Source organism: Erythrobacter sp. (assembly GCF_024305245.1).
GTDB lineage: Bacteria > Pseudomonadota > Alphaproteobacteria > Sphingomonadales > Sphingomonadaceae > Erythrobacter.
Window position 1 is genome coordinate 1 of the sequence record NZ_JAMWYX010000017.1, and the last position, 23189, is coordinate 23189.

A 23189-nucleotide genomic window follows, 5' to 3' on the forward strand; every position below is an offset into this window, starting at 1 on the left:
TAACCTTTTTTGGTGAGAAGTGGCGTGGTTAACAAACGGCAACCTCTCCTAAGCAGGGGTTACCAGGGGCAAGATAGGGGCCAGCAATGCGTGTTCTGCTGATCGAAGACGAACCGACCACCGCCAAGGCAATCGAGCTGATGCTCACCACCGAAGGCTTCAATGTCTATTCGACCGACCTCGGCGAGGAAGGCCTGGATCTGGGCAAACTGTATGATTACGACATCATCCTGCTCGATCTGAACCTGCCCGACATGCATGGCTATGACGTGCTGAAAAAGCTGCGCGTCGCCAAGGTGCAGACCCCGGTGCTGATCCTTTCGGGCATCAGCGAAATGGATTCGAAGGTCCGCAGCTTCGGCTTCGGCGCCGATGATTACGTGACCAAGCCGTTCCATCGCGAAGAACTGGTCGCCCGCATCCACGCCGTGGTGCGCCGTTCGAAGGGCCACAGCCAGTCGGTCATCCGCACCGGCAAGCTGGCGGTCAACCTCGATGCCAAAACGGTCGAAGTCGATGGCGCGCGCGTGCACCTGACCGGCAAGGAATATGCCATGCTGGAGCTGCTCTCGCTTCGCAAGGGCACCACGCTGACCAAGGAAATGTTCCTCAACCACCTCTATGGCGGGATGGACGAGCCCGAACTCAAGATCATCGACGTGTTCATCTGCAAGCTGCGCAAGAAGCTTTCGCTGGCATGCGGCGGTGAAAACTACATCGAAACCGTATGGGGCCGCGGCTACGTGCTGCGCGACCCGAACGAGGAAGCCGAAGCGGCGTAATCTGAGAAGCGAGGGCGCCTCCGCGCCCTCGTCCTCGGCGCTGTTCCTCCGCTTCGCTCCGGGCACCTGCGGGCGGCCTTGCAGGTGTGCTCCGCACGTCTGCGCCTTCGGCTTCGACTCCGGCCTTGCGGCCCTCGCGGGCCGTTCGGCCTGTTCTTCCAACAGCCCGCTCGCTGACCCGTTCTAAATCCGGTCGCCCGTCGTCAGGCTTCCGAAATCCACGCCCGATGGCTCCTGGAACAGGCGCAGGTGGAATTCGGGCAGGATCGACAGGATGTGGTCGAAAATGTCCGACTGCACGCCCTCGTATTCGGCCCAGACGGTGGTGTCGGCAAAGCAATAGAGTTCCATCGGCAGGCCCTGCGCGCTCGGTTCGAGCTGGCGCACCATCACCGTGAACCCGTCGCTCACCCGTGGATGATGGCTCAGATAGGCCAGCGCATAAGCGCGGAACGTGCCGAGATTGGTGAGCCGGCGGCGGTTGATCGGGTTCTCCTCGCCCAGAATCTCGCGCGTGTTCCATTCCGCGATCTCGGCCCGCTTCTCCGCCAGATAGGGCCGCAGCAGCCGGAACCGGTGCAACGCGGCCACCTCGTCGTCGGTCAGGAACCGGATGGTGCTCTGGTCGATCGGCAGCGCCCGCTTGATCCGCCGCGCGCCCGCATCCTTCATGCCCCGCCAATTGCGATAGGAATCCGAAACCAGCAGATGCGTCGGGATGGTGGTGATGGTCTTGTCGAAGTTCTGTACCTTGACCGTGTGCAGCGAGATATCGATCACATCGCCATCGGCATCCATGCTGGGCATGTCGATCCAGTCGCCCACCCGCAGCATATCATTGGTGGACAATTGCACGCTGGCAACCAGGCTGAGGATCGTGTCCTTGAACACCAGCAGCAGCACCGCGGTGATCGCGCCCAGCCCTGACAACAGCAGCAGCGGCGACTGGTCGATCAGGATCGAGATCACGATCAGCGCCGCGCCGCACAGCACGATGATCTTCACCACCTGCAAATAGCCCTTGATCGGGCGATTGCGCGACTGCGGCAGCCGTTCGTACAATTCGTTGAGGTAAGTCAGTGCCTTGACGATCGCCAGCGCAATCGACAGCACGATGAGCGTCTGCGCAATATTTGCCGTCACCTCGCGCACGCGGTCGGGCAGGTATGACACCAGATAAATGCCGTTGGCGACGATCAGCAGCGGGATCACGGTGACCAGCCAGCCGACCGCCTTGTCGATCGTCTTGCTCTTGCGGTCGAGCCACGGGGCCGCCGCGCGCAGGATCACATGTTTGAGTAGATAGTTCGCCGCCAGCGCGGCAAGCGCCAGCAGCGTCACCCCGATCAGCGATTGCAGCCACGGTTGTTGGCCTGCCAGAAATTGCGCGAACCCATCCATGCCGTGGGCCGATAGCGGCATTCACCCGGCCACTGCAAGGCAAGCGGCGCCCGAGAGAGACACAGTTTGGCTGGACAAGCAGGCGGTGGCGCGCCTAGCGGCTGCGGCCATGACGGCATTCAAGGAAGGCGATCCGACCACCATCGCGCGGCTTTACGGGCGCAGCGTCGGCAAGAAATTGCGCACAAAGCAGCAGGGGCTGGTCGAGAACCTGCTGCCGCAGATCGCCGTGCCCGCCGAAGGCCCGGTGACGTCCGAAGTGCTGTTCGGCGATTCGCGCCCGCTGCATTTCGAAATCGGCTTCGGCGGGGGCGAGCACCTGGCCTACCGCGCCGATCTGTTGCCCGATCATGGCTTCATCGGCGCCGAACCCTTCCTCAACGGCGTGGCGCAGGCGCTGACCCATGTCGAAGAACAACGGCTCGCCAATATCCGCCTGCATCACGGCGATGCTCTGGACGTGCTGGCGCGGCTGCCGGATGGATCATTGACGATGGTGTACCTGCTCCACCCCGATCCCTGGCCCAAGGCGCGCCATGCCAAGCGGCGGATGGTGAATGACGGGCCGATCAAGCTGATCGCGGAGAAGCTCAAACCCGGCGGCGAATTCCGCTTCGGCACCGATCACGACATCTACCTGCGCCACGCGCTGATGGTGATGCAGCGCCACACCGACCTGTTCGAATGGGTGGTGGAGAAGCCGTCCGACTGGCAGGTGCGCCCGTCCGGCTGGCCGGAGACGCGGTACGAACACAAGGCGCGCACGGTTTACGGGCACGAGGTGTGGTACTTCCGTTTTCGGCGAAAGTGATTCAATGGCTTAATTTATCAAATTCCAGATTATCAGTATCTTACTTGCGCTATCACTTTCGATCTTTCGCTACGATTTCCACTCGCGTGATTACCCGGTGATTACCCGGTGATTACCGGAAAAGGACACGAGGTTTTGGATGGCGACAGGAAAAATCAGCAAACGCTCCATCGATGCGTTGCAACCAACAACCGGAAATTCGTTTCTCTGGGACACCGATCTGAGGGGCTTCGGAGGGAAAATTACACCGGGCGGATTCATTTCCTATGTCATCCAGTTCCGAATGGGCGGGCGCGAATCGGGCACCCGTCGCTACACGATTGGTCCTCACGGTTCGCCCTGGACACCAGCGACTGCGCGCGCCGAAGCCGAGCGGCTACTGATGCTCGTGGCGCAGGGTGTCGACCCGGTCGAGGCGAACAAGCAGCGCCGGCGAGAAGCCGTCGATCTTGCTTTTGAGAATTACGCCGAACTTTTCGAGAGGTCATGCAAGGGTGAGGGCTGGAAGCGCATGGTGGAACGCGTGATCCGTCTTTATCTCAAGCCCGCCTTGCGAAAGAAGCCGCTCCCTTCGATCACGCGACCAGATGTCGTGTCCATCATTGACCAGATGCCGGAGGAACAAATTGCCAACCGCCGCAACGTCTTTGCGGTCATGCGGCGCATGTTCCGGTGGGCCGTGTCTCGCGGAGACATCGAGCGCAGCCCGATGGAAGGGATGGAAACACCACCTCCGGTTAGACCGAGAGATCGATGGCTCCAGGACGATGAGCTTCGCTTCGTCTGGGATGCGGCGCCGGAATGCCATCGCTGTTTTGGACCGATTGTCCGACTTTTGATTACCACCGGACAGCGCCGCGAAGAGGTCTCCGGCATGCAGTGGCAGGAGCTTGATCGGAAGGAGCGAATCTGGACCCTGCCCGGCTCCCGGACGAAAAACCGCGAGCCCAATACAATACCGCTGAACGATTTGGCTGTGGCCGAGCTTGATCGTCAGGCCAGGGGTGAACAATGGCCCAGGAAGGGGCGGATCTTTGCAACCGCTAGCGGCGCTGGCTTCAGAGGTTACGCCAAGGGCAAGGTCAAGCTTGATGGCATCATCGCGGAACGACGCGGCGACGCCTTGCCGCCATGGCGTCTTCACGATCTGCGCCGGACGCTGGCATCCGATTTCCAGCGGCTGCGCGTTCGATTCGAAGTGACCGAAGCAATTCTGAATCACGTCGGGGCGTCACGCGCAGGCGTTGCAGGGATCTATCAGCGGTACAACTGGAAAGACGAGAAGCGAGCTGCGCTGGACGCCTGGAACGCTCACCTGATTTGCATCCTTCAGGTTCCCCACGACCGCTGATGGGCCACAGCAGCGTTGGTCGATAAACCGGCTGCTATCGAGAAGTGAAGGCTACCAGCTTGGCGACATGGCCGAGGCTAGCCTCATGCTATCGGACCAATGCATCCTGGCGCTCACCTGCGGTCCCATCGAGGCTTCGTTGAAGCGCCGTGAACCGCTAAACCCACATGATGGGCGACAAGCCGGATGATGCGCTCGCCGTCAGCCGCGCACATCCGGTGGTCCGTGGCAGCAAGGCCGGAGCCCAAGCGGTCGACCCAGAGCCGCCCGTCCGGGCTGAGCATGACTTCGGTGACACTACGTTCATCGAGCCAGCGGGCAACTTCGGGGCCCAGCGCCGTCCGCAGCATGCGCGCGCCGCGCGAAGATGATTCAGGCCTGATCGGAATGGCGCTCATCGGTTGCCCCGGATTATCGCACCCGACCACCGGCTGCGCTCACGAGGCCGATCAAGAAGACAGGAAAGCGCAGCGAAGCAACACAGACTTGCAATGATCGCAGTATGGCGATGCAACGGTAAGGTTTGTCAGAGCGCAGCGGTTTCGGCCGCGATCATGCTGGTGCCTGAGCCAAGGAAAATGTCGAGCGCCAGATCGGCTTGCCAAGACATATTGCTATGAGCATCGGCCGCCATTGCCACCGGTTTGACCGTGGGACGCTGCGCCAGATCCGCGCGCCGCGAGACTTGCCTCGGCCGGGCCGAGAGGCGTCATGGACAAGCGGGACATCTCGGGGAAGGCCAAGGTCCGGACGATCTGGTCAGAACCGCACCATCGCGTATTCCATGCCCAGCCTTGCCGTCATTGTCGTGGTTACATGGCGGCTCTGACAAGTCCGGACTCCAGAAGAGGCGCCGGCAATCCCCAGAGGTAGCCCTGGCCGATATTACAGCCCAGTTCGAGCAGGGTATCTCGCTGGGCAGTGGTTTCCACGCCTTCGGCCACAAGCTCCAACCCAAGCTCGAGGGCAAGGTGGGCGATGCCCCCGACGATGGCGCGACTATATGCACTTCGGGCGATGTCACAGACGAATGACTTGTCGATTTTGAGCTTGTCGACCGGGAAGCTCTTGAGAGTGGAAAAGGACGCAAATCCAGTGCCGAAGTCGTCGAAGGCAATCCGGACACCTGCCCGGCGAAGCGCGCGCAGCTCAGCCAGGGATCGCGTGTCCTGCCGAAGCACAACGGTCTCGGTCAGTTCGAGCTCAAGATCGCAAGGCTCAAGGCCATGATGATCCAGAACATCGAGAACCGTGCGTTCGATCCCTGCACTCCGGAGCTGGATTGCGAACAGATTGACGCTGATCGAGGGAAGCGGAATCCCGCTTCTGCGAGCGCGGATGAGTTGTGCACATGCTTCATCGATAACCCAACGACCGACATCGGCCGCGACCACATGCTGTTCGAGGGTTTCGAGAAAGATGCCGGGCGTGATGAGCCCCCTGGTGGGATGCACCCATCTCAGAAGAGCCTCTGCACCGGCAAGGGTATCATCTGCCAGGCGAAGCTGCGGTTGGTAGTGCAACTGCCATTCCTGATGGATTGTTGCCTGCCGGACCTCGTCACGGAAGGCTCGCTGGGCAAGAAGCTTGTTCTCGAGGCCGAGGTCGAACACTCTTAACCCGCCTTCTGTATGGCGCTTTGCTTCGATGAGCGCCAAGTCCGCGCGCAGCAATAATTCTTCTGCATCACTCGCATGCAGCGGCGCGAGCGCGAAACCGATGCTTGTCGACAGGCGCAATTCGTGACCACCGACGGAATAGTCCCGGTCAAACGCGGTCAGCAGCTTCTGCCCGGCACGGCGGGCTTTGATGGGGTCTTCACAACCGGCGAGCAGGACCGCGAATTCATCACCGCCCATGCGCGCCAGCAGGGCACCAGAGGGTAACTGCGCTGCCAGGCGCACGGAAACCACGCGAAGAAGATCATCGCCGGTGAGATGGCCAAGTGTGTCATTCACGCTTTTGAAGCCATCAAGATCCAGCATCAGCACGGCAGCCGACCCGTGAGTCTCAAGGGTTTCTGTAAGCCGGTCGCTGAACTCTTTGCGGTTGGGCAGGCCGGTGAGCGGATCATGCACGGCCAGGTGCCGAAGTTTCACATCGCGGGCATGCCGTGCGGAGATGTCCTGTATCTGTGCTCCGAATTCCCAGCCATGCGGCCCGGTCCATGCAGACAAGGCGATCTCGATCGGAATTTCATGACCATCATGGTGGAGGCCAATGACTTCCACAGCCTTGCCAGCCAAACGGGGCTGGCCGCCTGCGCTGATGCGCATCAGCCCATGGTGATGATCCGATCTGAAGCGATCAGGGATTATCAGGGCAATGTCGCGGCCTTCTACCTGGCTGAAGCGGTGTCCGAACATTTTCTCGGCGGCTGCGTTCCAGAAAGTAATGGCGCCCGCTTCATCGGTGGTGACGATCGCTACCCCGCTCGATCTGGTGAAACCGCTCACCGCACTTTGCAAGCGAAGATCCCTGCGGGCGTCGAACTTTCGTGAGATCAGCTGCGCAAGGCGGCCCAGCAATTCAAGTTGATCGCGTCCAATGTCGGGACGGGGTACGGTGTCGATCAGGCACAAGGCCCCCAGCGCTATGCCGGCATCGTTGATGATGGGCTGTCCGGCGTAGAAACGGATGCCGGGTCCTGCAGTAACAAGCGGGTTGTCGCTGAACCTCTCATCTTTCGTTGCGTCGGGGACAAGAAACAGTTCGCGCGCGGCGATCGTGTGCGCACAAAAGGAATGCTCGCGCGGGGTTGAGGACATGTCGGTGCCCCATCGCGCTTTCAGCCACTGATCCTGCTCCCCCACGACTGAAATGAGCGAAACCGGTACGCGATAGGAGAGCGCCGCAGCCTCGGCGACCGCATCGAAGATCGGTTCCGGCTGCGATCCAAATAGGCGATAGTGCGGAAGTTGGGCGAGACGCTCAGCTTCGTCCGCCGGTATCGGCCAAGTATTCACAAACGCGTCCCTCCAGCTCCGCAACTGAAACTTTCGGGTGAACAATTCGATAAACCGGTCACCGTGCTTCCCCACACTGCCGGTACCGTCACGGCGACAGCGCCGAGCTGGCGCGCCGCGCGGCAGGCGCCAATTCCAGCGCGCCTGGCGAGCGGGCAACAAAGCGCTGGATCGAGTGACCTTCCGACGCGGCCCCCAGGTTTCTTCGAGCCGGGATCAGAGCCGGCCGCGTGCTGCAATGCCGCCCATCCACGCAGGCCCGGCTTTTTCTGCCTTTCCCGGATCGGGCGGGCTGGCTGCACCGGCTGAGTTTGCCAGCATGATCGAAAGCGATATCCCGATCGCGCTGTGCGGCCGTTTTTCATCCTATCTACGGCATTGCTCCAGCATTTCGCCAGCATCGTGCAGCGACCGAAGCCGCCGCGCGCTCGGACATGCGCTGCGCAGCTTGCAATTGAACCTTTCAATGCGCCCCTTGAACATGCTCGGAACCCGATCCCCGGTCGGGTCCGCGCTCGAAAGGTGGTATCAGTCAATCGCAAACCACAGGCTCAACGCCAGGAGCGCCCAAAGCATGGCCGCTGTGCCGACGATGATCCTTGCGCTGGTCGTCAACGAAAATTTCGCGTCTTCGCCGGTCAGTGGCTCGGGCAAGCTCCCGGGTTGTGCCGAGAGGCCGATGTCGCTCGCGGCCGGTTCCCCCAGGTCAATGGGAAGCGCGACAACGGAAGCTGCATCAATGATGCCCTGCAATTCGGAGGCGCTCAGAGGGTCAGAGAACTCAGCGCCATGAAAGTTGCCACTGCTCCAGACAATTTTGCAGATCTTGCAGGTCTCGTCGGGCAGTTCCACGATCATGCATGTGCCAATCGGCAGCGTCCGGTCTGCCTCGACCAGGAAACCGGAGGCTGACAGGTCGAGAACCGTCAGCGGCCGGACCCCCGGCCGGCAGTCGAGCCAGCGGGCCCCGAGCCGAACCCGCCACCGCTCCTCGCGGCGACGTTCAAGCGGCTCATCGCGGATCAGAAGTGCAGGAATCGTCACTTTGCGTTCCCCAGTGGTGCCAGTACATTCAGGCACCGGCCCTTACTGCTGGCTGAAAGCCGCCTAAGGGGAGTTCCGCGGCAAGCCTCGGCAGACCTTGCTCGGGCCGCCTTGCCGTGCACCTGCTGCGGCAGGCCTGCTGGCGGCGTCAGCTGTGATGTTGTCCTCCACGGCCTTCTTGCCGTGCCTACCACATCAGGTCCCCGGACCTGCAACCGAGGCCCGCGTAGTGACCGCACAACACGAATGGAACGCCTCTTGCGGCAAACCGGTCTTCGAAACTGTGCGCCCAATTTGCCTAAAGGGTGGATAAGCCACCACCTTTCGGAAGCTTGTCTCGGCAGGCAAGCTGGAGGTCATGACATCGAAGGCTGCGGCACCGTAATGACCCGGCAAAAGCGGCACTGGCCTCCCGCTGCCGGTCCATCAGAGCCGTGCACACACCCGCATTGTGTTTCGCAGCAGAGGTGCGGAATTGTCGAGCGACGCTTCTCCTTCCAGACGGCCATTGATGCGAAGCATCACGGTGCCGCGGTGCTGCATCAGCAGCGGCAGGAGTTGCGATCCGGCCAATCCGCCAATCCACTGCGTGCCGCCCTGGTTGGCGCGCTGGACAGGAATATTGACGAGGCGCCCTGAGAAATTCCACGTCATGGTCATTGTGCCGGTTGTCGCGGGCTTGTTGAGCAACATTGCCATGAACGGCTTGCCGCTCTCGCAATAGAGGCTGAGAGCTTCGATGTTCGGCGACGCGGCAGCGCTGACATAGGCGATCGGAGCGCGGCCCTGCACCGGCACGACCTCCCACGGGGTGCCCGGCAGCGGCACGGCCGTTTCCGGGGGACTGTTGTCCAGCATCTTCCTGATGTCGGGTGCCACCGGAAGCCGCGCACCATCGGCCGGCGGATAGACCGTCAGCTTGCCGCGCTCCCATAACCCTATGTCCACTTCCCTGCGTGCGGGATCGATCATGAGATATGCTTGCTCGACGCCGCCCTGATGAGGGGCATTGCCGGACAGATAGAAATAGCGCCCGGCGCGCTGCAAGGGCGAAACGACCGACAGATTGGTCCGCAATGTCGCGAATTTCGGTCCGAGCCGGGCCTTGAGGGTGGCTGCCACAGCGCCCCTCTCGAAAATGTCTATGTTGTCCCTGCCGGAGGTACCCGGATATTTTCCGACGAGACTTGCCAGATTGTTCCATTCAGCCGGGACCCCTTGCACGGGAGGGGTCGACGCGGGCTCGGGCGGCGCTGGTGTGCCGGCAGGCACGCTTCCCTGACAGAGGCTGAAAGGACCCGCACCCGTGAAGGCCGCATGGAAGGGATCCGCGCGCTGGCCGCGCGGCAGATCGGAATCAAATCGGATGATGCCGGGTTTCTCGTCGTCATTTACGAACATGATGACCCGGCCGTAGTCATTCGTGCCCACCGGGAAGGGGAAGAACACAGACGTTATCCCGTCGTAGCTCTGACCCAGGAAGGTAAGCGCATATTCCACCCGCGGGGGCTTTACGTTGCGACCATTGGCACGAAACATCATGCCATTTTCATCAATACGGACGCGTGGCTCCTGCGAGCAGTCGCCGCGCGGGGCATAGCTGCCGAAAATATGTTCGACGCCCTGATCCTTGAGACTCGACAGCGGAAGCGCCTGTGCAGTCGCAGCCGCAAACATCGCCGGCGCGCATAGGGCGAAACCCAGCCGGGCCCGACCATTTTGTGGCATTCCAAAGCCTGCCCATCGCATGTCAACCTCCCGCGACCGACCGCTATTGTATCACAATGCCGGACGGGTCTTGAAGCAGATTTCAAACTCGTGGCGCATAATGCCGAGCCGCTTCTTCAATGAGAAAAGCGTCGGGACCCGATGCTGAGGCTCCGGCATGGCCGAGAGGCTCGGGCGATCCACCGAAACGCATGGCCCGCCGGGAGCACAGACGGTTTTGTGCTCGTGACGAGAAGTTCGTCCTTCAGCATCGAACCCGTGAAGCCGCCGGGCAGGATCCGCGGCTGCGCAGGGGCGCCAACGTGTGTCCGCAACGCGATGAATTTATGTGATCCAGCGCCGACGCCTTGCTTCAAGCGAGCGGCGCCGAAGGCTCACATCACGCGCATAATTGCTGCTGGTATCCCGCACCCTCTTCGAGCAGGTCAGCGACGGCATGGGCTGCGACCGGTCGTGAGAACAAGTAGCCCTGGATGTAACGACAACCCTCGCGCTCCAAGACATCGAACTGCTCGATTTTCTCAACGCCCTCGGCAAGCGTTTCCATCCCCAGGGCATCGGCCAGCGTGGTGATCGCGCGGATCACTGCATGACCATTGCTGCTGCCAAGGTCTTCGACGAAGCTGCGATCGATCTTGACCTTGTCGAACGGGAATGATCGCAGATAGCTGAGCGAAGAATAGCCCGTGCCGAAATCGTCCAGTGCGATCCGCACACCGAGGTTGCGCAAGCTGTGCAATGTCGCCAGCGTCCGTTCGATGTTGGCGATGAAGATGCTTTCGGTGATCTCCAGCTCGAGCTGCTTGGGGCTAAGCCCGGTGGATGCGAGCGCTTGCAGGATTGTGCTGGCAAGCCCGGCATAGGAAAATTGCTTGGGCGAAATGTTCACCGCCACCGACACATCGGTCGGCCAGTCTCGCGCGATTCGGCAGGCTTCGCGGATGACCCATTCGCCGATCGGAACGATCAGCCCGGTTTCCTCCGCAAGCGGGATGAACTCGATGGGACTGATCTGACCGCGGGTCGGATGGTTCCAGCGGATCAAGGCTTCGAAACCGGTGAGCCGCTTTTCAGCAACGCAGTAAAGCGGCTGGAAGTAGAGCTCAAACCCCCCTTCATTGATTGCAGCACGCAGATCGATTTCAAGCTGACGCCGCTGCCGCGCGGCTTCATCGAGTGCAGGCTCGAAGAAATGATATGTCGATTTGCCTTCGCCTTTGGCCCGGTAAAGCGCGAGATCAGCATTTTTCATCAGGGTCGTGCCGTCGTTACCATCGCCTGGTGCAAGCGAAATGCCGATGCTTGCGCCGCACTTGGCGTGCTGGCCGTCGACCTCGATCGAGCGGTCAAAGCATTGCAGCAACTGGTCAGCGAGGCTGCCGAGACTGTCGCCTTCTTCGATACCATCAATCAGGATCGCAAACTCGTCACCGCCAAGACGGGCAACCAGCGCTTCGGGCAGGTCTGCGCGCAGATCCTCGCCAAGCTGGCGCAGCAAGGCATCTCCCGCCGGGTGACCGAGTGTGTCATTCACCATCTTGAAATCGTCCAGATCAACATAGGCGATCATGACTTTTTCGTTGTCGCGGCGCCGGGCCAAAATGGTCGTCAGCTGTTCGGTAAACAGTTTGCGATTGGGCAGGCCCGTCAACCCGTCATGCAGCCCGACATGGATGATCTGCCGCTCGCGTTCCTCGATCGCAACCACCATCCGGTTGAAGCTGGCGGCCAGACGGCCGATCTCGTCTTCGGTCCTGATCGCCAAGGCAACTTCGCGGCCTTCGCCGATCAGCCGGGTCGCCTCATCGAGCTGCTGCAAGGGTTCGGTAACACTGCGTGCCACTCTCCAACTGAGGCCCAGCACCAGCACTATCCCGCCCAGCGCCAAGCCGATGAGCAGCCATTCAAGGCCCGAATAGGCAGCGAGCGACTGGTCGAGCGAATGGCGCAGCACAAGCCGCGGCGGAATGCCGTTCTGAAGAACGGCAAGGTCGGATACATGAAACAGGAACCGCTCGTATCCCTCGCGTTCGAAGACCGCCCCGGCCTTTGCCGAGCGCAACCAATCGGGTTGCCGTGTCGCCTCAACCACGCGCGCATCGACCGCAATCGGAGCCAGCTCTACCAGTCTGTCGAGTTCGGCCCGGTCGAGAGGTTGCGCTATGACCAGCCATCCGATCAGATCCGGCGCGTTGATCGGAGCGGCTGCGGCAAGCGCCAGTCCGTCACCCAGGGCGATGATCCCGCGTGTCTCGCCCGCGTCGAGACGTTGCCACAAGGCATCAGGCGCAGGAATGCCGGAACCGTCCGCAGCCAGCACTTCACCATCGAGGGTCAGCACGAACGCGGTGTCGCTTCGTACGCGCGCTTCCAGACTGGCGAGCGCGCTCGCAATGGTCAGCTCGTCTCCGGTGGCGACCGCCTCGCGGAAGCCGAAATCACGCGCCAGGACATCGGCCTGATCGCTCATTTGGCGGCTGCGCGACGCGAGAATTTCGTCGAAGACCCGGGCATTGGCCTCCAGATCGCGGGCAGCGCTGGCCTCGACAAAATGGACAAGGCCGCCGCCGGCCAAGGAGACGACCGTGGCGAGGACAACTGCAAAAAGAGAAGCATACAGCACCGCGATGCGTGTGCGCAGTGAGCCAAACCGGAGCCTGGCCAGTATCGCGAGCATGCGCCGGACCGGTGCGGAAAGCCTGATCTTTCCGATCATCGCAGAGCCACTTTGAGTTTATGAACCTGTGCGCCGCCAGTCACGTCAAAGGCAGACGTCACTTCATTGGCAGGCGCACGCAATTGCGGATGCCAGACCGTCAGGCGCCCGCGGCCAGCGGGCATTCCTGCCAGGGTAATGTAGCCATTGTGGTCCGTTTTACCGGCAAAAGGTGTGTCCGTGACACGGATATAGCCGCGCATGTCGTCGTGGATATTGCAGCCAAGTTTTACGCTGCCAATTTTCGGGAAGCTCTGCGTTCGGGTCTGGTCTCGGCCATACAGGTCGATTTCAAACCGAGCAGGCTTGGAGAAGCTGTAGATCGAATGGCGCACCTGATCGAGGTTGGGGAAGGCGACCGTGCTGCCTTTTGCCACGACCAGGGTGCCGGGAGCGAATTTCAGTCTTTTCTGCGCCATCCCCATCTTCCACGGAAAGCGGATCGCGCTGCTGGCCCGGCGCGCGCCATGAAGTTCGATCACCGCATCGCGCACGGGCAAGCCGCTCGCATCCACCACCTGAACCCGCAGGCTTGCGCTGCTTGCGGTTTGCGCGGCCAACACTGCGCCGCTGAAAACAACGAGGCAGGCGGCGATCAAAGAGAGCGATATCTGGAAGGGGAAGCGGCGCAGCATGGTTGGTCGGCACTTAGGGAGGACAGATTAAGAATCTCTCGCTGCGTGGTTTATCCGCCGCCCCGAAATGGAGCGACCCTACCATGCGCGAGGGCACCCGATGTTTCCTGCGCTCGTCCTGTTGATCAACCTTGCGCGCCTGATAAGCTTCGTGATCACCGAACCGATCAGCGGAGCAATCATGGCAAGAATGATCGCGATACGCCTTCCCGTCGTCCTCCATCTCGAACGCGAAAAACGGCGGCTCGCCCCAACAACCACTTAGGCGTTTTGGCGGGTCGGCGTGCCGAAGGGTGCAGAGCCTTCCCGGCGACCGCAGTGCACAAGCGGGCTTTCTGGACCCGGTTCGACGCGAATTATTCGCTTGGACGCAGGCATACGCACGAATTGCATTTTTGTCGTAGCCGGAGGTTCAATGACGCCGCTCGGATTGTCTGAAATGTCCCAGACCCGGTCATTGAGTCTGATTGTCAACCTTGTCTGCTTTCGGGCGACGATCCGGCGAGCTCTATTGACCGAAAATCAGAGCGCACTGCGGACTTTAAGTCCCTGACGGTTCCCCATTCCGGGCAATTCACCTGGTGCAGTGTCCGGGTCACGTTTGATACCTCGCGCTGCTTGTCATGGGTCAGCTTGCCATCAGCTGGGATTAGAGCTGAATGGTTCTTTTGCGCATCGGCGCGGTGCTGGCGGCCGGAAGCCGATCCGCCACAGTCCACTAGGGGTTCTAACAGAGCCCCCCTAGCCAAACACGCGCCGACCGAAGGTAACCCGGTCGGCCATGGCCATGGTGGTCAATTGCGCGTTGACGCGGATGCAGCTGGGCATCACGCTGGCATCAGTGACCAGCACATTGGTGGTACCATGAACCCGTTGGTCCAGATCGACCACACCCCTGAGTGGGTCGGCGTTGATCGCATTGCCGCCCTGCGGGTGGCTTGAAGACAGGACAACATCATCGGGCTCGCTGATGTTGTCCCGATAGAAATTGTCGATATCGGCATTGCTCATCCCGGCGCTCAGTGTCTCGCCATGCAACAGTGCCGGATAGACTTCCAACGCGCCGCCGGCAAAATGAACCTTCGTCAGCAGCGCCAACGCACGGCGCAGCACCGCAAGATCGCCCGCCTTCAGGTCAAATCCCAGCTTGCCGCGCTTGATCTCGCCCAGCCGGTCAGCGGGAAACAGGACGCCTGCTGACGCCAGCCGGTTATAGTTGAGCATTCGGCGGAAATGCTCGTCAAACCAGCCAGGCACCAGTGAGGCCATGCTCATCGGCGGCTGAAAATGGCTTTCGATCAGAAAATCGCCGCGATCGATGAAGGTCGCCATTTGATCCTCGTCCCATGCCAGTACCGGATCGGGCATCAGCGCCGGGACAGGGCAGGCAATGTTGAGTGAAATGCCCTTGCCGGTTTCGCCGATTCCGCTGGCCGAAAGGATGTTGCTGGATGCGATGGTGCCTGCGGCAACCACCACGCCCTTGGTGACGCGGATCGTCTTGGCCCGGCCATCGGACAGCACCACCTGCACCGAGCTCGCCACGCGCCTGCCATCGGGAGCATTTGCCCCCCAGCCGATGTGCGAAACATCCGCCTCGGCCAAAATCCGCGCCTTGCGCGATGCGGCCAGCGTGGCGTGATGCAGAAAGCTTTCCGGCATCGCGCGCTTGCGGCCGTAAGGGCAGCCGGTGTTGCAATAGCCGCAGGAGATGCAGCGGTTGTTTTCAGCCTTCGCGCCCCAGTTCTTCCGGAACCAGCCGGCAATTGCGCGGTGGTCCATCGGGTCGCTCGAGTTGGCACGGTAGGCATCCCAGCCATCCAGCAACCGCGTGCCGTTGTTGCGCCCCAGCCGCTGATCAATTTCGTGCACGCCCAGCCGCGCCTCGACCCGGAGATAGGATGCCTCGAGCACATCGGGCTCAATGCCAGCACCCAGCGCCTGCCAGGTTGCCAGCACATTATTGGCGTCGGGATGGGTTTCGCCTTCGCGCTCGAGCCGCAGGCAGATGCCGTTATTGATGACGGTGGATCCACCCACCGTGCGCCCTTGAAAAACGATGATGTCGCGGTTGCGGGTCGTCTGGATCGCGCCATCCTTGTAGAGGCTGGATGACATCTTCGCCTCATTGGGCGTCAACAGGCTGGTCGGCAGATAGGGGCCCGCCTCGACCACCAGCACCTCATAGCCCTGATCCGCCAGGTTCGACGCAGCCACTGCGCCGCCCGCGCCTGAGCCGATGACGATAACCTCGACACTGTCGGGGATCGCATCTTCGCCGAGGAACACCGACTCCGGGAGATCATTGCCGTGATATTCCTCGATCAACGGGTCATCCGGCGTACCCGCGCGATTGCGGTGACGTGGCAGCGTAAAGCCAATCGCGTTCAGTACCGGGTTGGTGCGGTTGGCGTCCTCCTCGGAAGCGTTGCCGGCATCGGCCTCGTCTGCATCCAGCCAGTGGCCATAATAACCAACATAAACGATGCCGCGAATTCGGGCCATGTCCTGGAAGAGATCGATCCGACTGTTCTTGAGCCGCCGTTCAATCCGCCAGATGCGAAAGCTGCGCGGGGAGAAATGCCATATCGGCCCACCCAGCACGACCCAGGTTGCGAGCACTGAAAGACCGGTACTGCCAGGAGTACTTCCCTTGATATTGGCGAACATGCGTTGGAGGTTATCAACCACCTGACGGGGACTGATCGCCATGTGACTGGGCTCAACAAACATGGTCTCCGCCAGCCTGCGCCAGATCGCAGCGATAAACGGATTGAATGGCTTGTCCTGCATCTTGCGAATTCCCCCTGATCGCTTTCGCTAACCCGAGATCGGTTCCGGTGATTGTATGGTCGCGCCGATCGTACCAAAGCGGACAGAGGAAGCGCCGCAGCGCTCGGCGGTTCGCCGGATCGTTTCGTTCCAAGGAGCGCTGGATCTGAACTGAACGGACACGCAGGTGTGGTAAAGCTGATCGTTCCGGCTAACAGTCGGGCGGTGCAAATTCAGGCAGTCAGGCAGACACATGGCCCGCAAACATTCCAAACGAGATGCGTATCGCGAACTCCCGGAAAAGGAGGAGACTGCAGCGTCGGTGGCGCCGTGCTGGCTGTGTCGTCGGCCGATCGGCAAGACCATTGTGTGGCACCACCCGGTGCCCAAGAGCCGGGGCGGGCGCGATGTTGTGCCGATGCACTCGATTTGCCAGCAGACGCTGATCGCCAACTTCACCAATTCCGAACTTCAGCGCGATGGGACGGACGTCGAAAGCTTGCTGGCCTACCCGGCCGTTCGCAAATTCGTCGACTGGGTGGCCAACAAAGACCCGGATTTTACCGCCACCATCGCGAAGAAGCCTCGCTGACCAGATTGGCTTTTCGGCGCTGATGCCGTTTGACGTTCGCTCACGTTGGCGGCGCGTGGGCCATATGCAGACTGTCTGCTTCCGGCGTGCACGTTAGAAAGCGGATCTTGGAGCAAGATGGGACAGATCAAAGGCGCGCGAAACCGTCACACGCTCCATTCGGCAGGATTGGCATCGTTACCAATCAGCGCAAGACCATGAGCAATGGACGTAAGCTCCCCGCCGGTAGCGATTTGCTCAGGCCTGAAGCGCCGTTCAAACAGAGCGCGGATAGACGGGATGAGTGACGAGCCGCCGGTGAGGAAAACGCGATCGATCGCGGTAGGCGCCAGTTCGGCTTTCGCCAGAGCAGCATCCATTGCTGCTTCGATGCGCCGCAAGGCGGCTCACATGCTTTGAACGTACGGCTTGAGGGCACATTTTCGCAAGGTAGCCCGGTTGGCTTCGGACATTCGGCAACCGGGCCGATCGCTGAACGGCGGATTTCAGGCGGCTAGAGGCGTAAAGCAGCCGTCCCATCAGGCAGGCAGCATCAAAAGGCTCTCGACCCGGAGCCGGTCGATCACGGCTGCGGCCAGAGAGGTCCGCACCCTGGCAGACCACCCGCAAATTAACGCGCGTCTTGAGCGGGACGCAATCCACATACGCGGTTCTCGCTCACGCCGTGATATTGTGTGTGGCTGACATTCGCGCTTCTTGTGCAGCCATCGATGCTTTTCGCGCCGGACTTGGGGAACCATCGGATTCGGAGGCGATATTCGGAACCGTTGCGAGAAGATCGCGGATGAATTCCCCAAAGTCGCTCGGCATGGGCGCCTCATGATTGATGATTGAAGCGACTAGGCAGGGGCGCATTTCGCGCAGGCAGCAAATGGGCCGTTCCCGACAGGCAAGTTTTGGGGACTCGATGCAGGTTAGCTGCCAGTTCATATCTGAATGCGGGGCGTCAGCTGCCGACCAGACGCGGGCGTTAACAATCGCCGCATTGATCGCCTGGATCTTCCAGAAGCCGTCACTCCGCGTGCGGGATCGAGCAACGTCCGAGCTCCTGACCGGAGATGGGTACTTTCGCGAAGAACGGCTTGTCGTGACCAGACAAGACCAATCGATCCATGAAATAGCGATCAAGAACAAGGGCGCGTCGAAAAGGGCAAAAATACGGAAGAGATGGTTATCAAGACTTAACGATAAACGCAGATAATGTTTGGATGGTTAGTTTGGAACCAACCGTATCGACCACAAGCGCGCCCTGCCTTCGGAACTATGGCAGGGCGGACGTTGCCCTGCGTGGCTATCTGGAGTCCCCGCGTGGCCGCACGCCGTGTTGGGTTCGCGATTTGTCTCTTGGCGGAGCCCGGATAGAGGCTGAGCAAAAACCTGCGGCTGATGAGGCGGTTTGGCTCTACGTGAGGAAACTGAATATCTTCGGAACGGTGAAATGGGTGCGCGGCAGTCTTGCCGGCATTCAGTTCGAGGAGAAGTTGCCGAAATCAGTCGTCCTGAGCCTTCGCGGGGAGGTCGTTGACCCGGAGGCTCTCGCGGAAATGGAAGCGATGCTTGCCGCTCAGAATTGGGTTATCGGCACGGCTGTGAATCGCCCCAAAAGCCTGCGCCTGGCGGACGTGCTGGGCACACGTGGTAATCGTCCCGACAAACCGTTGATCGGCGGCGCGCAGGCTCCCGTAGGTTTTCTGCCGCAAAGAGCTCGAATTGACCGAAGCGGCAAATGGCAAGCCGCCGCAATAATCGCCATGTCTGTCGCTATCGGCTTGCTGATAGGGTTTGGAAGCATCCTTCTCTTCTGAAAGTACGCCTTTCCTCCCAGAAGATCACCTGGAGTATTGTTTGGCTGCCGCTCGGCTTGGGCGCAGGCAATATGACTATCGGCAAGTTCCTCAAAGGTTATCGAGCAAGTGACGCACAGGCTCGCTCGACAATGCTTTCGTAGCAGCCTACCGAAAGGCCGAAGCGGCATTGACCGAGGCACCGCCGCAGTGAACGCGTTCAAGCGCCTTTTGAGGAAGCCTGAGCGCGCTGCGGCAGGCGTTCAATCGGTCAGCCGAACCCATGTCGGCCAGGTGCGGACCGTCAATGAGGATCGCGTTCTTGACCGAGCGGATCGGCGCCTGGGTCCTTGGTCGCAATGGGCTGTCTAATCAGCGGCACCTTCGGCAAGGTCTGGCGCCGCAGGACTGCACCGGACGCCGCTATATAATCGCATCCAGAGAGATGGGCTCGAAGAATTCGAGTCCAGCGCGCCCCTCCCCGACCCAGCGGATTGTGGCATGGGAGAGTTCATCGCCGAGCACGGCGAGCTGGAGTGACACCCCGACCATCTGCGGCGAAAAGCACACGTGCTCGATCATCGCGCCCGCTTCGGAAACGTTCTTGATAACCACCGGTACCTCACCTTCATTCAGCCGCATCAACGCGCTTCGAATGAGCTTGGTCCTTGGGCGACGGCTCCGCTTGGGACCGATTGCCCGCATCCTTCGCACGCCGGCCTCCAATTCAGGAATAAGATCGGAGATGTCCATTGCCGGACCATAGACATGTCCCTGAATATGGCTGCACCCAAGCTGGCGGATCAGCTCGATTTCGTCCTGATGCTCGACCCCCTCGGCGGTCGTCTCCATATCCAGCGCTCTCGACAAAGCTACGATGGACTCGATGATGGCCGAGTTCCTGCTTCGGGGATCAACCGCATCTCTGATGAAACTCTGGTCGATCTTGATCTTATCGAAGGGCGCGTGCTGCAGGTAGTACAAGCTGGAATAGCCGGTGCCGAAATCGTCGAGGGCAAGCCGCACGCCCAGCGCTTTGAGCGCCTTGAAGGTTCGTTGTGCAGAACCCTCGCTGTCGAGAAAAACACTTTCGGTAATCTCAAGTTCAAGCCGGGAAGGGTCGATCTGGCTTTGGGCAATTGCACTCGCGAGCGTCGACAGAAGCGCCGGGTTGGCAAACTGGATGGGAGAGACGTTCACGGCGACGCGCAAATCATCGGGCAGCGATGCGATGACCCTGACGGCATCTCTGATGACCCAATCGCCGATCTTCTGGATCAGTCCGCTGTCTTCGGCAATCGGTATGAATTTGGTTGGCGAGATATATCCCTCAACCGGATGCTCCCACCGAAGAAGCGCCTCAAAGCCCGTCAGCACTTCGGATTGCGTCGCGACAATCGGCTGGAACAGGAGCTTCAACTGCCCTTTGTTCAACGCCTCCCTCAAGTCATCCTCGATGTTTCTGCGCCATCTTGCTTTGATGAGCATTTCCTCCTCGAAGAAGACAAAGGTAGCTCGCCCACCTGCCTTGGCCGCATAGAGTGCAAGGTCGGCATTCCGCACCAGAATGTCGGGGGCATCCGGAGTGTCGGATACCGAAATTCCGATCGAGCAACTGATTGTAACCGACAACCCGTCGATGACGTAGGGGGATGAAATGCCCTCGATAATCTGGTGGGCCAGCTCTGACAGGCGGGTCCGCGTGCGTCGCCCGGGGATCAAGACCTGGAATTCATCGCCGCCCAGACGGCCAACCATTCCGGTATCGTCGACGATTGACAATAGTCTTTGCGCGACCTGTTTCAGGAGCAAATCACCCACTGGATGGCCAAGCGTGTCATTGACGCCTTTGAAGCCGTCCAGGTCGAGCATCATCAACGCGCAATGGGTTACATGATGCGGCTCCGATTTAAGCAACGCATTGAGATTGTCCTGCATCCGCTGACGATTTGCCAGTCCTGTAAGACTGTCCGTAATCGCAAGACGCCTGATGGTCGCTTCATGCTTTCGTATCTTCGTGAGGTCGGTTCCCGATCCCACGAATCCGGCAAATTCGCCGTCAGCGCCAAACCAGGGCCTTCCCGACATCGACCACCAGCTTTCATGCAATCCTTTCGCGCCCCGGACTGGATACTCGGTGAATGAGGTGCGTGAAACGATATGAAACTTGAGTGATCGCAAATGCTGGGCGTCTGTCCGGTCGATCTGGAAGATTTTCTCGACCGGCTCTCCCAGCGTGCTGGTGCCGAACATTTCGATCTGATCAGCGACCGCCTTTGTCAGATAGGTAAGGCGTCCATCAGAATCGGTTTCCCAGAACCACCGGTCCTCGAACTCCTCTGAGTAAGACATGAGCCGCCGTGCACGCTCCACGTCGGTCGCGGAGGCGTCATGCAATCTGTTGGTTTGGAGTCCAGCTCGTGTACGATGGATGGCCACCCACTTGCGTTACAGCGCGTGGGTTAGCAGACGTTTAAAATATCAGGAGATCTTGACGCTGTAGCGAGCGGTCCGGCCCTCAAACCATGCGAAGCTGTCGGCGCCGCCGCCACCGGTGTTCGGCTTGCGCGAGAGCACCCCTTTCGGACCCTCTATATTCGTTCACGCACGGCATCGACTGCGGCAGGGGGCGGGGGGCGGGGGGCGGGGGATCGGGATCCGATGGCAAACCCGTCCGCAATCTTCATCCCCCTGCCCCGCTCCATCACGCCTTCTTGGCGCGGCGCGGCTTGGGCGCGACGGTGGTGCCGGGCTTGCGGCCCAGACCGATCTTCTTTGCCAGTTCGCGGCGCTTTTCGGCATAGGCGGGAGCGACCATCGGGTAATCGGCAGGCAGATTCCAGCGCGCGCGGTATTCTTCGGGGGTCATGTCGAAGTTTGTGCGAAGATAGCGCTTGAGCATTTTCAGCTTCTTGCCGTCCTCGAGACACACGATGTATTCGGGCTTTACCGAATTGCGGATGGAAACTGCTGGTTCCGGCCTGGGTTCTTCAACCACGGGCGCTTCGCCCAGATCGGCAAGCGCCGCATAAACGTTGGTGATAAGGCCGGGCAAATCGCCGACAGCAACATCATTATTGCTGACATGCGCCGAAACGATATCACTGGTGAGTTCGATAAGAATTTCGGACGAGAGCTTCTGATTATTATCCACGGTTCGTTTTGCCTTTACGGTAGGTGTTGGTTGCAACTGACATGGACCAACAAGTCAATTATGACAACTGCGCAAGCCAGGCGGCAATCAATGATGGAAGAGCATGCAGACCTGCCCTTCTGCTTTTCGCCCTCATCCCTTCCACGAGGCCTGTCGTTCACGCTTTCCCAAAGCGATGATCGAGGGTCCGCGGAATCGATGTCCGGTTTCTTTGGGCGCTGGCCGGTGCGTGCGCCTTGCTTCTTCCTGGCCAATCGCGGCCAGGGAGAATGGCGAAGACCTGCTCGCTTCTACCGAGCGATGCCAGAGCCGCGCCGCCTCGAATGCCCGACACGGTGGGGACGGACGTCAGGAACTTGCCGGTTGTCGCCGGACGAGCCAAAACCTGATCGTCGATGCGGCTGCCCGATGACAATCGATGGCCGCTTTAGGGGAGCGCCGTGAGGCTCAGATACAGATGAAAAGGGGAGGCAAATTGTCAGCCGGCCCTCGCCGTAGCATTCGTGGGTGAGCGGCCTGGATCTTGCAAAGTCGCGGCCGCTAATTCGTGAGGCGCGATATTGCAACCCCAACTAGCGGCCGGCCAACTTGCCGAGCCGCGCATACGCGCTGCGGGCCGCTTCGGTCTCGGCGGGCTCGTTTTCGCCGGTGATGTGCTTCGAACGCCGCGCACGGTGCAGAAGCTCAACAAGAGGCTTTCGGGTAACTTCGCCGCGAGCCCTGCTCAGGGCGGTTCGGGTGCTCATACATACGTCCTTTTGCGTAAAATTGCTGCCTTTGCCGCCCCCACTTATGGTTAGCAAACAGCCAGCATCATCGTTCCCCGCTCCTGCGGCCAAGCACGCCCAGCGTGCGGCAGACGGAGAATTTGATAGTCCGGGATGATAGCTGCAGCGGCCAAGAGGCCCCGCCCGGGCGGCAAAGGCGGTGTGTGACCTGGAATACAGGCTAATGGAGCGCCGCATCTTCGCCGTTGCCCCCAACCTTGAGGCAGGCGGCCGGCTGCCCGCAACCATGATCGCGGCCATGATCGCGGCCAGGCCGCTCGATAGTGTCACCCTCTGCGATACACGAGACCTGTCAGCTTGGATTGGTTTGCGCCCGCCAGGATCGGGGCAGCGGCAAGGAGCGACCGTGGCAGTACCGGCGAGGCGGGCAACACCCGTCTGCGCAAGGTGCTTATCGCTGGTGTCATGGCGGTGGTTCGGCGTGCAAAGCTGGGCAGCGCGAAGCGGCCATGGGCGGTGCTGCTCCTGGAGCGCACAAAGCCCAAAATTGCCGCTGCCGTGCTGGCAAATGTCCGGATCATCTGGACGATGATGGCAACAGGCGCTCCCTGCCGCAAAACCGCAGGCTGCACTTCGCCCATCCACGGCAATCTGCAATTAGCTATCGGTCATTAACGAGCCCACCGATTAACGCATTCTTTGCGCCTGGCGTCCTATTGCCCGGG

The 23189-nt window shown here is 60.6% G+C and carries 16 protein-coding genes and 2 pseudogenes; 6 read left to right on the forward strand and 12 right to left on the reverse strand.

Going from position 1 to position 23189, the window contains the following annotated elements; all coding sequences use genetic code 11:
* Window positions 1-86: 86 nt before the first annotated feature.
* Window positions 87-782: a response regulator transcription factor CtrA gene (gene ctrA, locus Q0L48_RS16120; RefSeq protein WP_296722668.1), complete on the forward strand. Its 696-nt coding sequence runs from the start codon at window positions 87-89 to the stop codon at window positions 780-782.
* 183 nt (window positions 783-965) lie between these two features.
* On the opposite strand, the gene Q0L48_RS16125 is transcribed toward ctrA, so the two are convergent.
* Complete coding sequence (locus Q0L48_RS16125) at window positions 966-2204, reverse strand: mechanosensitive ion channel family protein (protein ID WP_296722670.1); 1239 nt, start codon at window positions 2202-2204, stop codon at window positions 966-968.
* Between the two features lie 88 nt (window positions 2205-2292).
* Here Q0L48_RS16125 and trmB point away from each other — a divergent pair, with 88 nt between their 5' ends.
* Complete coding sequence (gene trmB / locus Q0L48_RS16130; RefSeq protein WP_296722671.1) at window positions 2293-2994, forward strand: tRNA (guanosine(46)-N7)-methyltransferase TrmB; 702 nt, start codon at window positions 2293-2295, stop codon at window positions 2992-2994.
* Between the two features lie 139 nt (window positions 2995-3133).
* Window positions 3134-4345 carry a site-specific integrase gene (locus Q0L48_RS16135; RefSeq protein WP_296722673.1) on the forward strand — a complete coding sequence of 404 codons (1212 nt, stop codon included), beginning with the start codon at window positions 3134-3136 and terminating at the stop codon, window positions 4343-4345.
* Window positions 4346-4494: 149 nt separating this feature from the next.
* On the opposite strand, the pseudogene Q0L48_RS16140 reads toward Q0L48_RS16135, so the two are convergent.
* The 7 genes and pseudogenes from Q0L48_RS16140 to Q0L48_RS16170 all read right to left on the reverse strand — a co-directional run.
* Window positions 4495-4743: pseudogene (locus Q0L48_RS16140) on the reverse strand (P-type conjugative transfer ATPase TrbB); the annotation flags it as partial.
* Window positions 4744-5157: 414 nt separating this feature from the next.
* Window positions 5158-7311, reverse strand: a complete 2154-nt coding sequence (locus Q0L48_RS16145) for an EAL domain-containing protein (RefSeq protein ID WP_296722674.1) — start codon at window positions 7309-7311, stop codon at window positions 5158-5160.
* 528 nt (window positions 7312-7839) lie between these two features.
* A complete protein-coding gene (locus tag Q0L48_RS16150; protein ID WP_296722676.1) occupies window positions 7840-8355 on the reverse strand; it encodes a PilZ domain-containing protein in 516 nt (171 codons plus the stop codon).
* Between the two features lie 426 nt (window positions 8356-8781).
* Complete coding sequence (locus tag Q0L48_RS16155) at window positions 8782-10104, reverse strand: hypothetical protein (RefSeq protein ID WP_296722678.1); 1323 nt, start codon at window positions 10102-10104, stop codon at window positions 8782-8784.
* A gap of 358 nt (window positions 10105-10462) precedes the next feature.
* Window positions 10463-12799: an EAL domain-containing protein gene (locus tag Q0L48_RS16160; protein ID WP_296722679.1), complete on the reverse strand. Its 2337-nt coding sequence runs from the start codon at window positions 12797-12799 to the stop codon at window positions 10463-10465.
* Window positions 12796-13434: a methylamine utilization protein gene (locus Q0L48_RS16165; protein WP_296722681.1), complete on the reverse strand. Its 639-nt coding sequence runs from the start codon at window positions 13432-13434 to the stop codon at window positions 12796-12798. Before Q0L48_RS16165 ends, Q0L48_RS16160 begins: the two co-directional genes overlap by 4 nt.
* A 741-nt stretch (window positions 13435-14175) precedes the next feature.
* Complete coding sequence (locus Q0L48_RS16170) at window positions 14176-16227, reverse strand: GMC family oxidoreductase N-terminal domain-containing protein (protein ID WP_296722682.1); 2052 nt, start codon at window positions 16225-16227, stop codon at window positions 14176-14178.
* 232 nt (window positions 16228-16459) lie between these two features.
* On the opposite strand from Q0L48_RS16170, the gene Q0L48_RS16175 reads away from it, so the two are divergent.
* Window positions 16460-16798 (forward strand): hypothetical protein, encoded by a 339-nt coding sequence (locus Q0L48_RS16175; protein ID WP_296722684.1) that lies wholly within the window; start codon window positions 16460-16462, stop codon window positions 16796-16798.
* A 146-nt stretch (window positions 16799-16944) separates the two neighbouring features.
* Here Q0L48_RS16175 and Q0L48_RS16180 read toward each other — a convergent pair.
* Window positions 16945-17178: pseudogene (locus Q0L48_RS16180) on the reverse strand (Hsp70 family protein); the annotation flags it as partial.
* Window positions 17179-18006: 828 nt separating this feature from the next.
* Here Q0L48_RS16180 and Q0L48_RS16185 point away from each other — a divergent pair.
* Complete coding sequence (locus Q0L48_RS16185) at window positions 18007-18603, forward strand: PilZ domain-containing protein (RefSeq protein WP_296722686.1); 597 nt, start codon at window positions 18007-18009, stop codon at window positions 18601-18603.
* Between the two features lie 402 nt (window positions 18604-19005).
* On the opposite strand, the gene Q0L48_RS16190 is transcribed toward Q0L48_RS16185, so the two are convergent.
* The 3 genes from Q0L48_RS16190 to Q0L48_RS16200 form a co-directional block, all read right to left on the reverse strand.
* Window positions 19006-20979: an EAL domain-containing protein gene (locus Q0L48_RS16190; RefSeq protein WP_296722688.1), complete on the reverse strand. Its 1974-nt coding sequence runs from the start codon at window positions 20977-20979 to the stop codon at window positions 19006-19008.
* Window positions 20980-21286: 307 nt separating this feature from the next.
* Entirely contained in the window at window positions 21287-21736 is a 450-nt protein-coding gene (locus Q0L48_RS16195) for a MucR family transcriptional regulator (protein ID WP_296722689.1), read from the reverse strand.
* Window positions 21737-22308: 572 nt separating this feature from the next.
* On the reverse strand, window positions 22309-22482 hold the full coding sequence (locus Q0L48_RS16200; RefSeq protein WP_296722691.1) for a hypothetical protein: 174 nt from the start codon (window positions 22480-22482) through the stop codon (window positions 22309-22311).
* A gap of 339 nt (window positions 22483-22821) precedes the next feature.
* On the opposite strand from Q0L48_RS16200, the gene Q0L48_RS16205 reads away from it, so the two are divergent.
* On the forward strand, window positions 22822-23139 hold the full coding sequence (locus Q0L48_RS16205; RefSeq protein ID WP_296722693.1) for a hypothetical protein: 318 nt from the start codon (window positions 22822-22824) through the stop codon (window positions 23137-23139).
* Window positions 23140-23189: the final 50 nt, after the last annotated feature.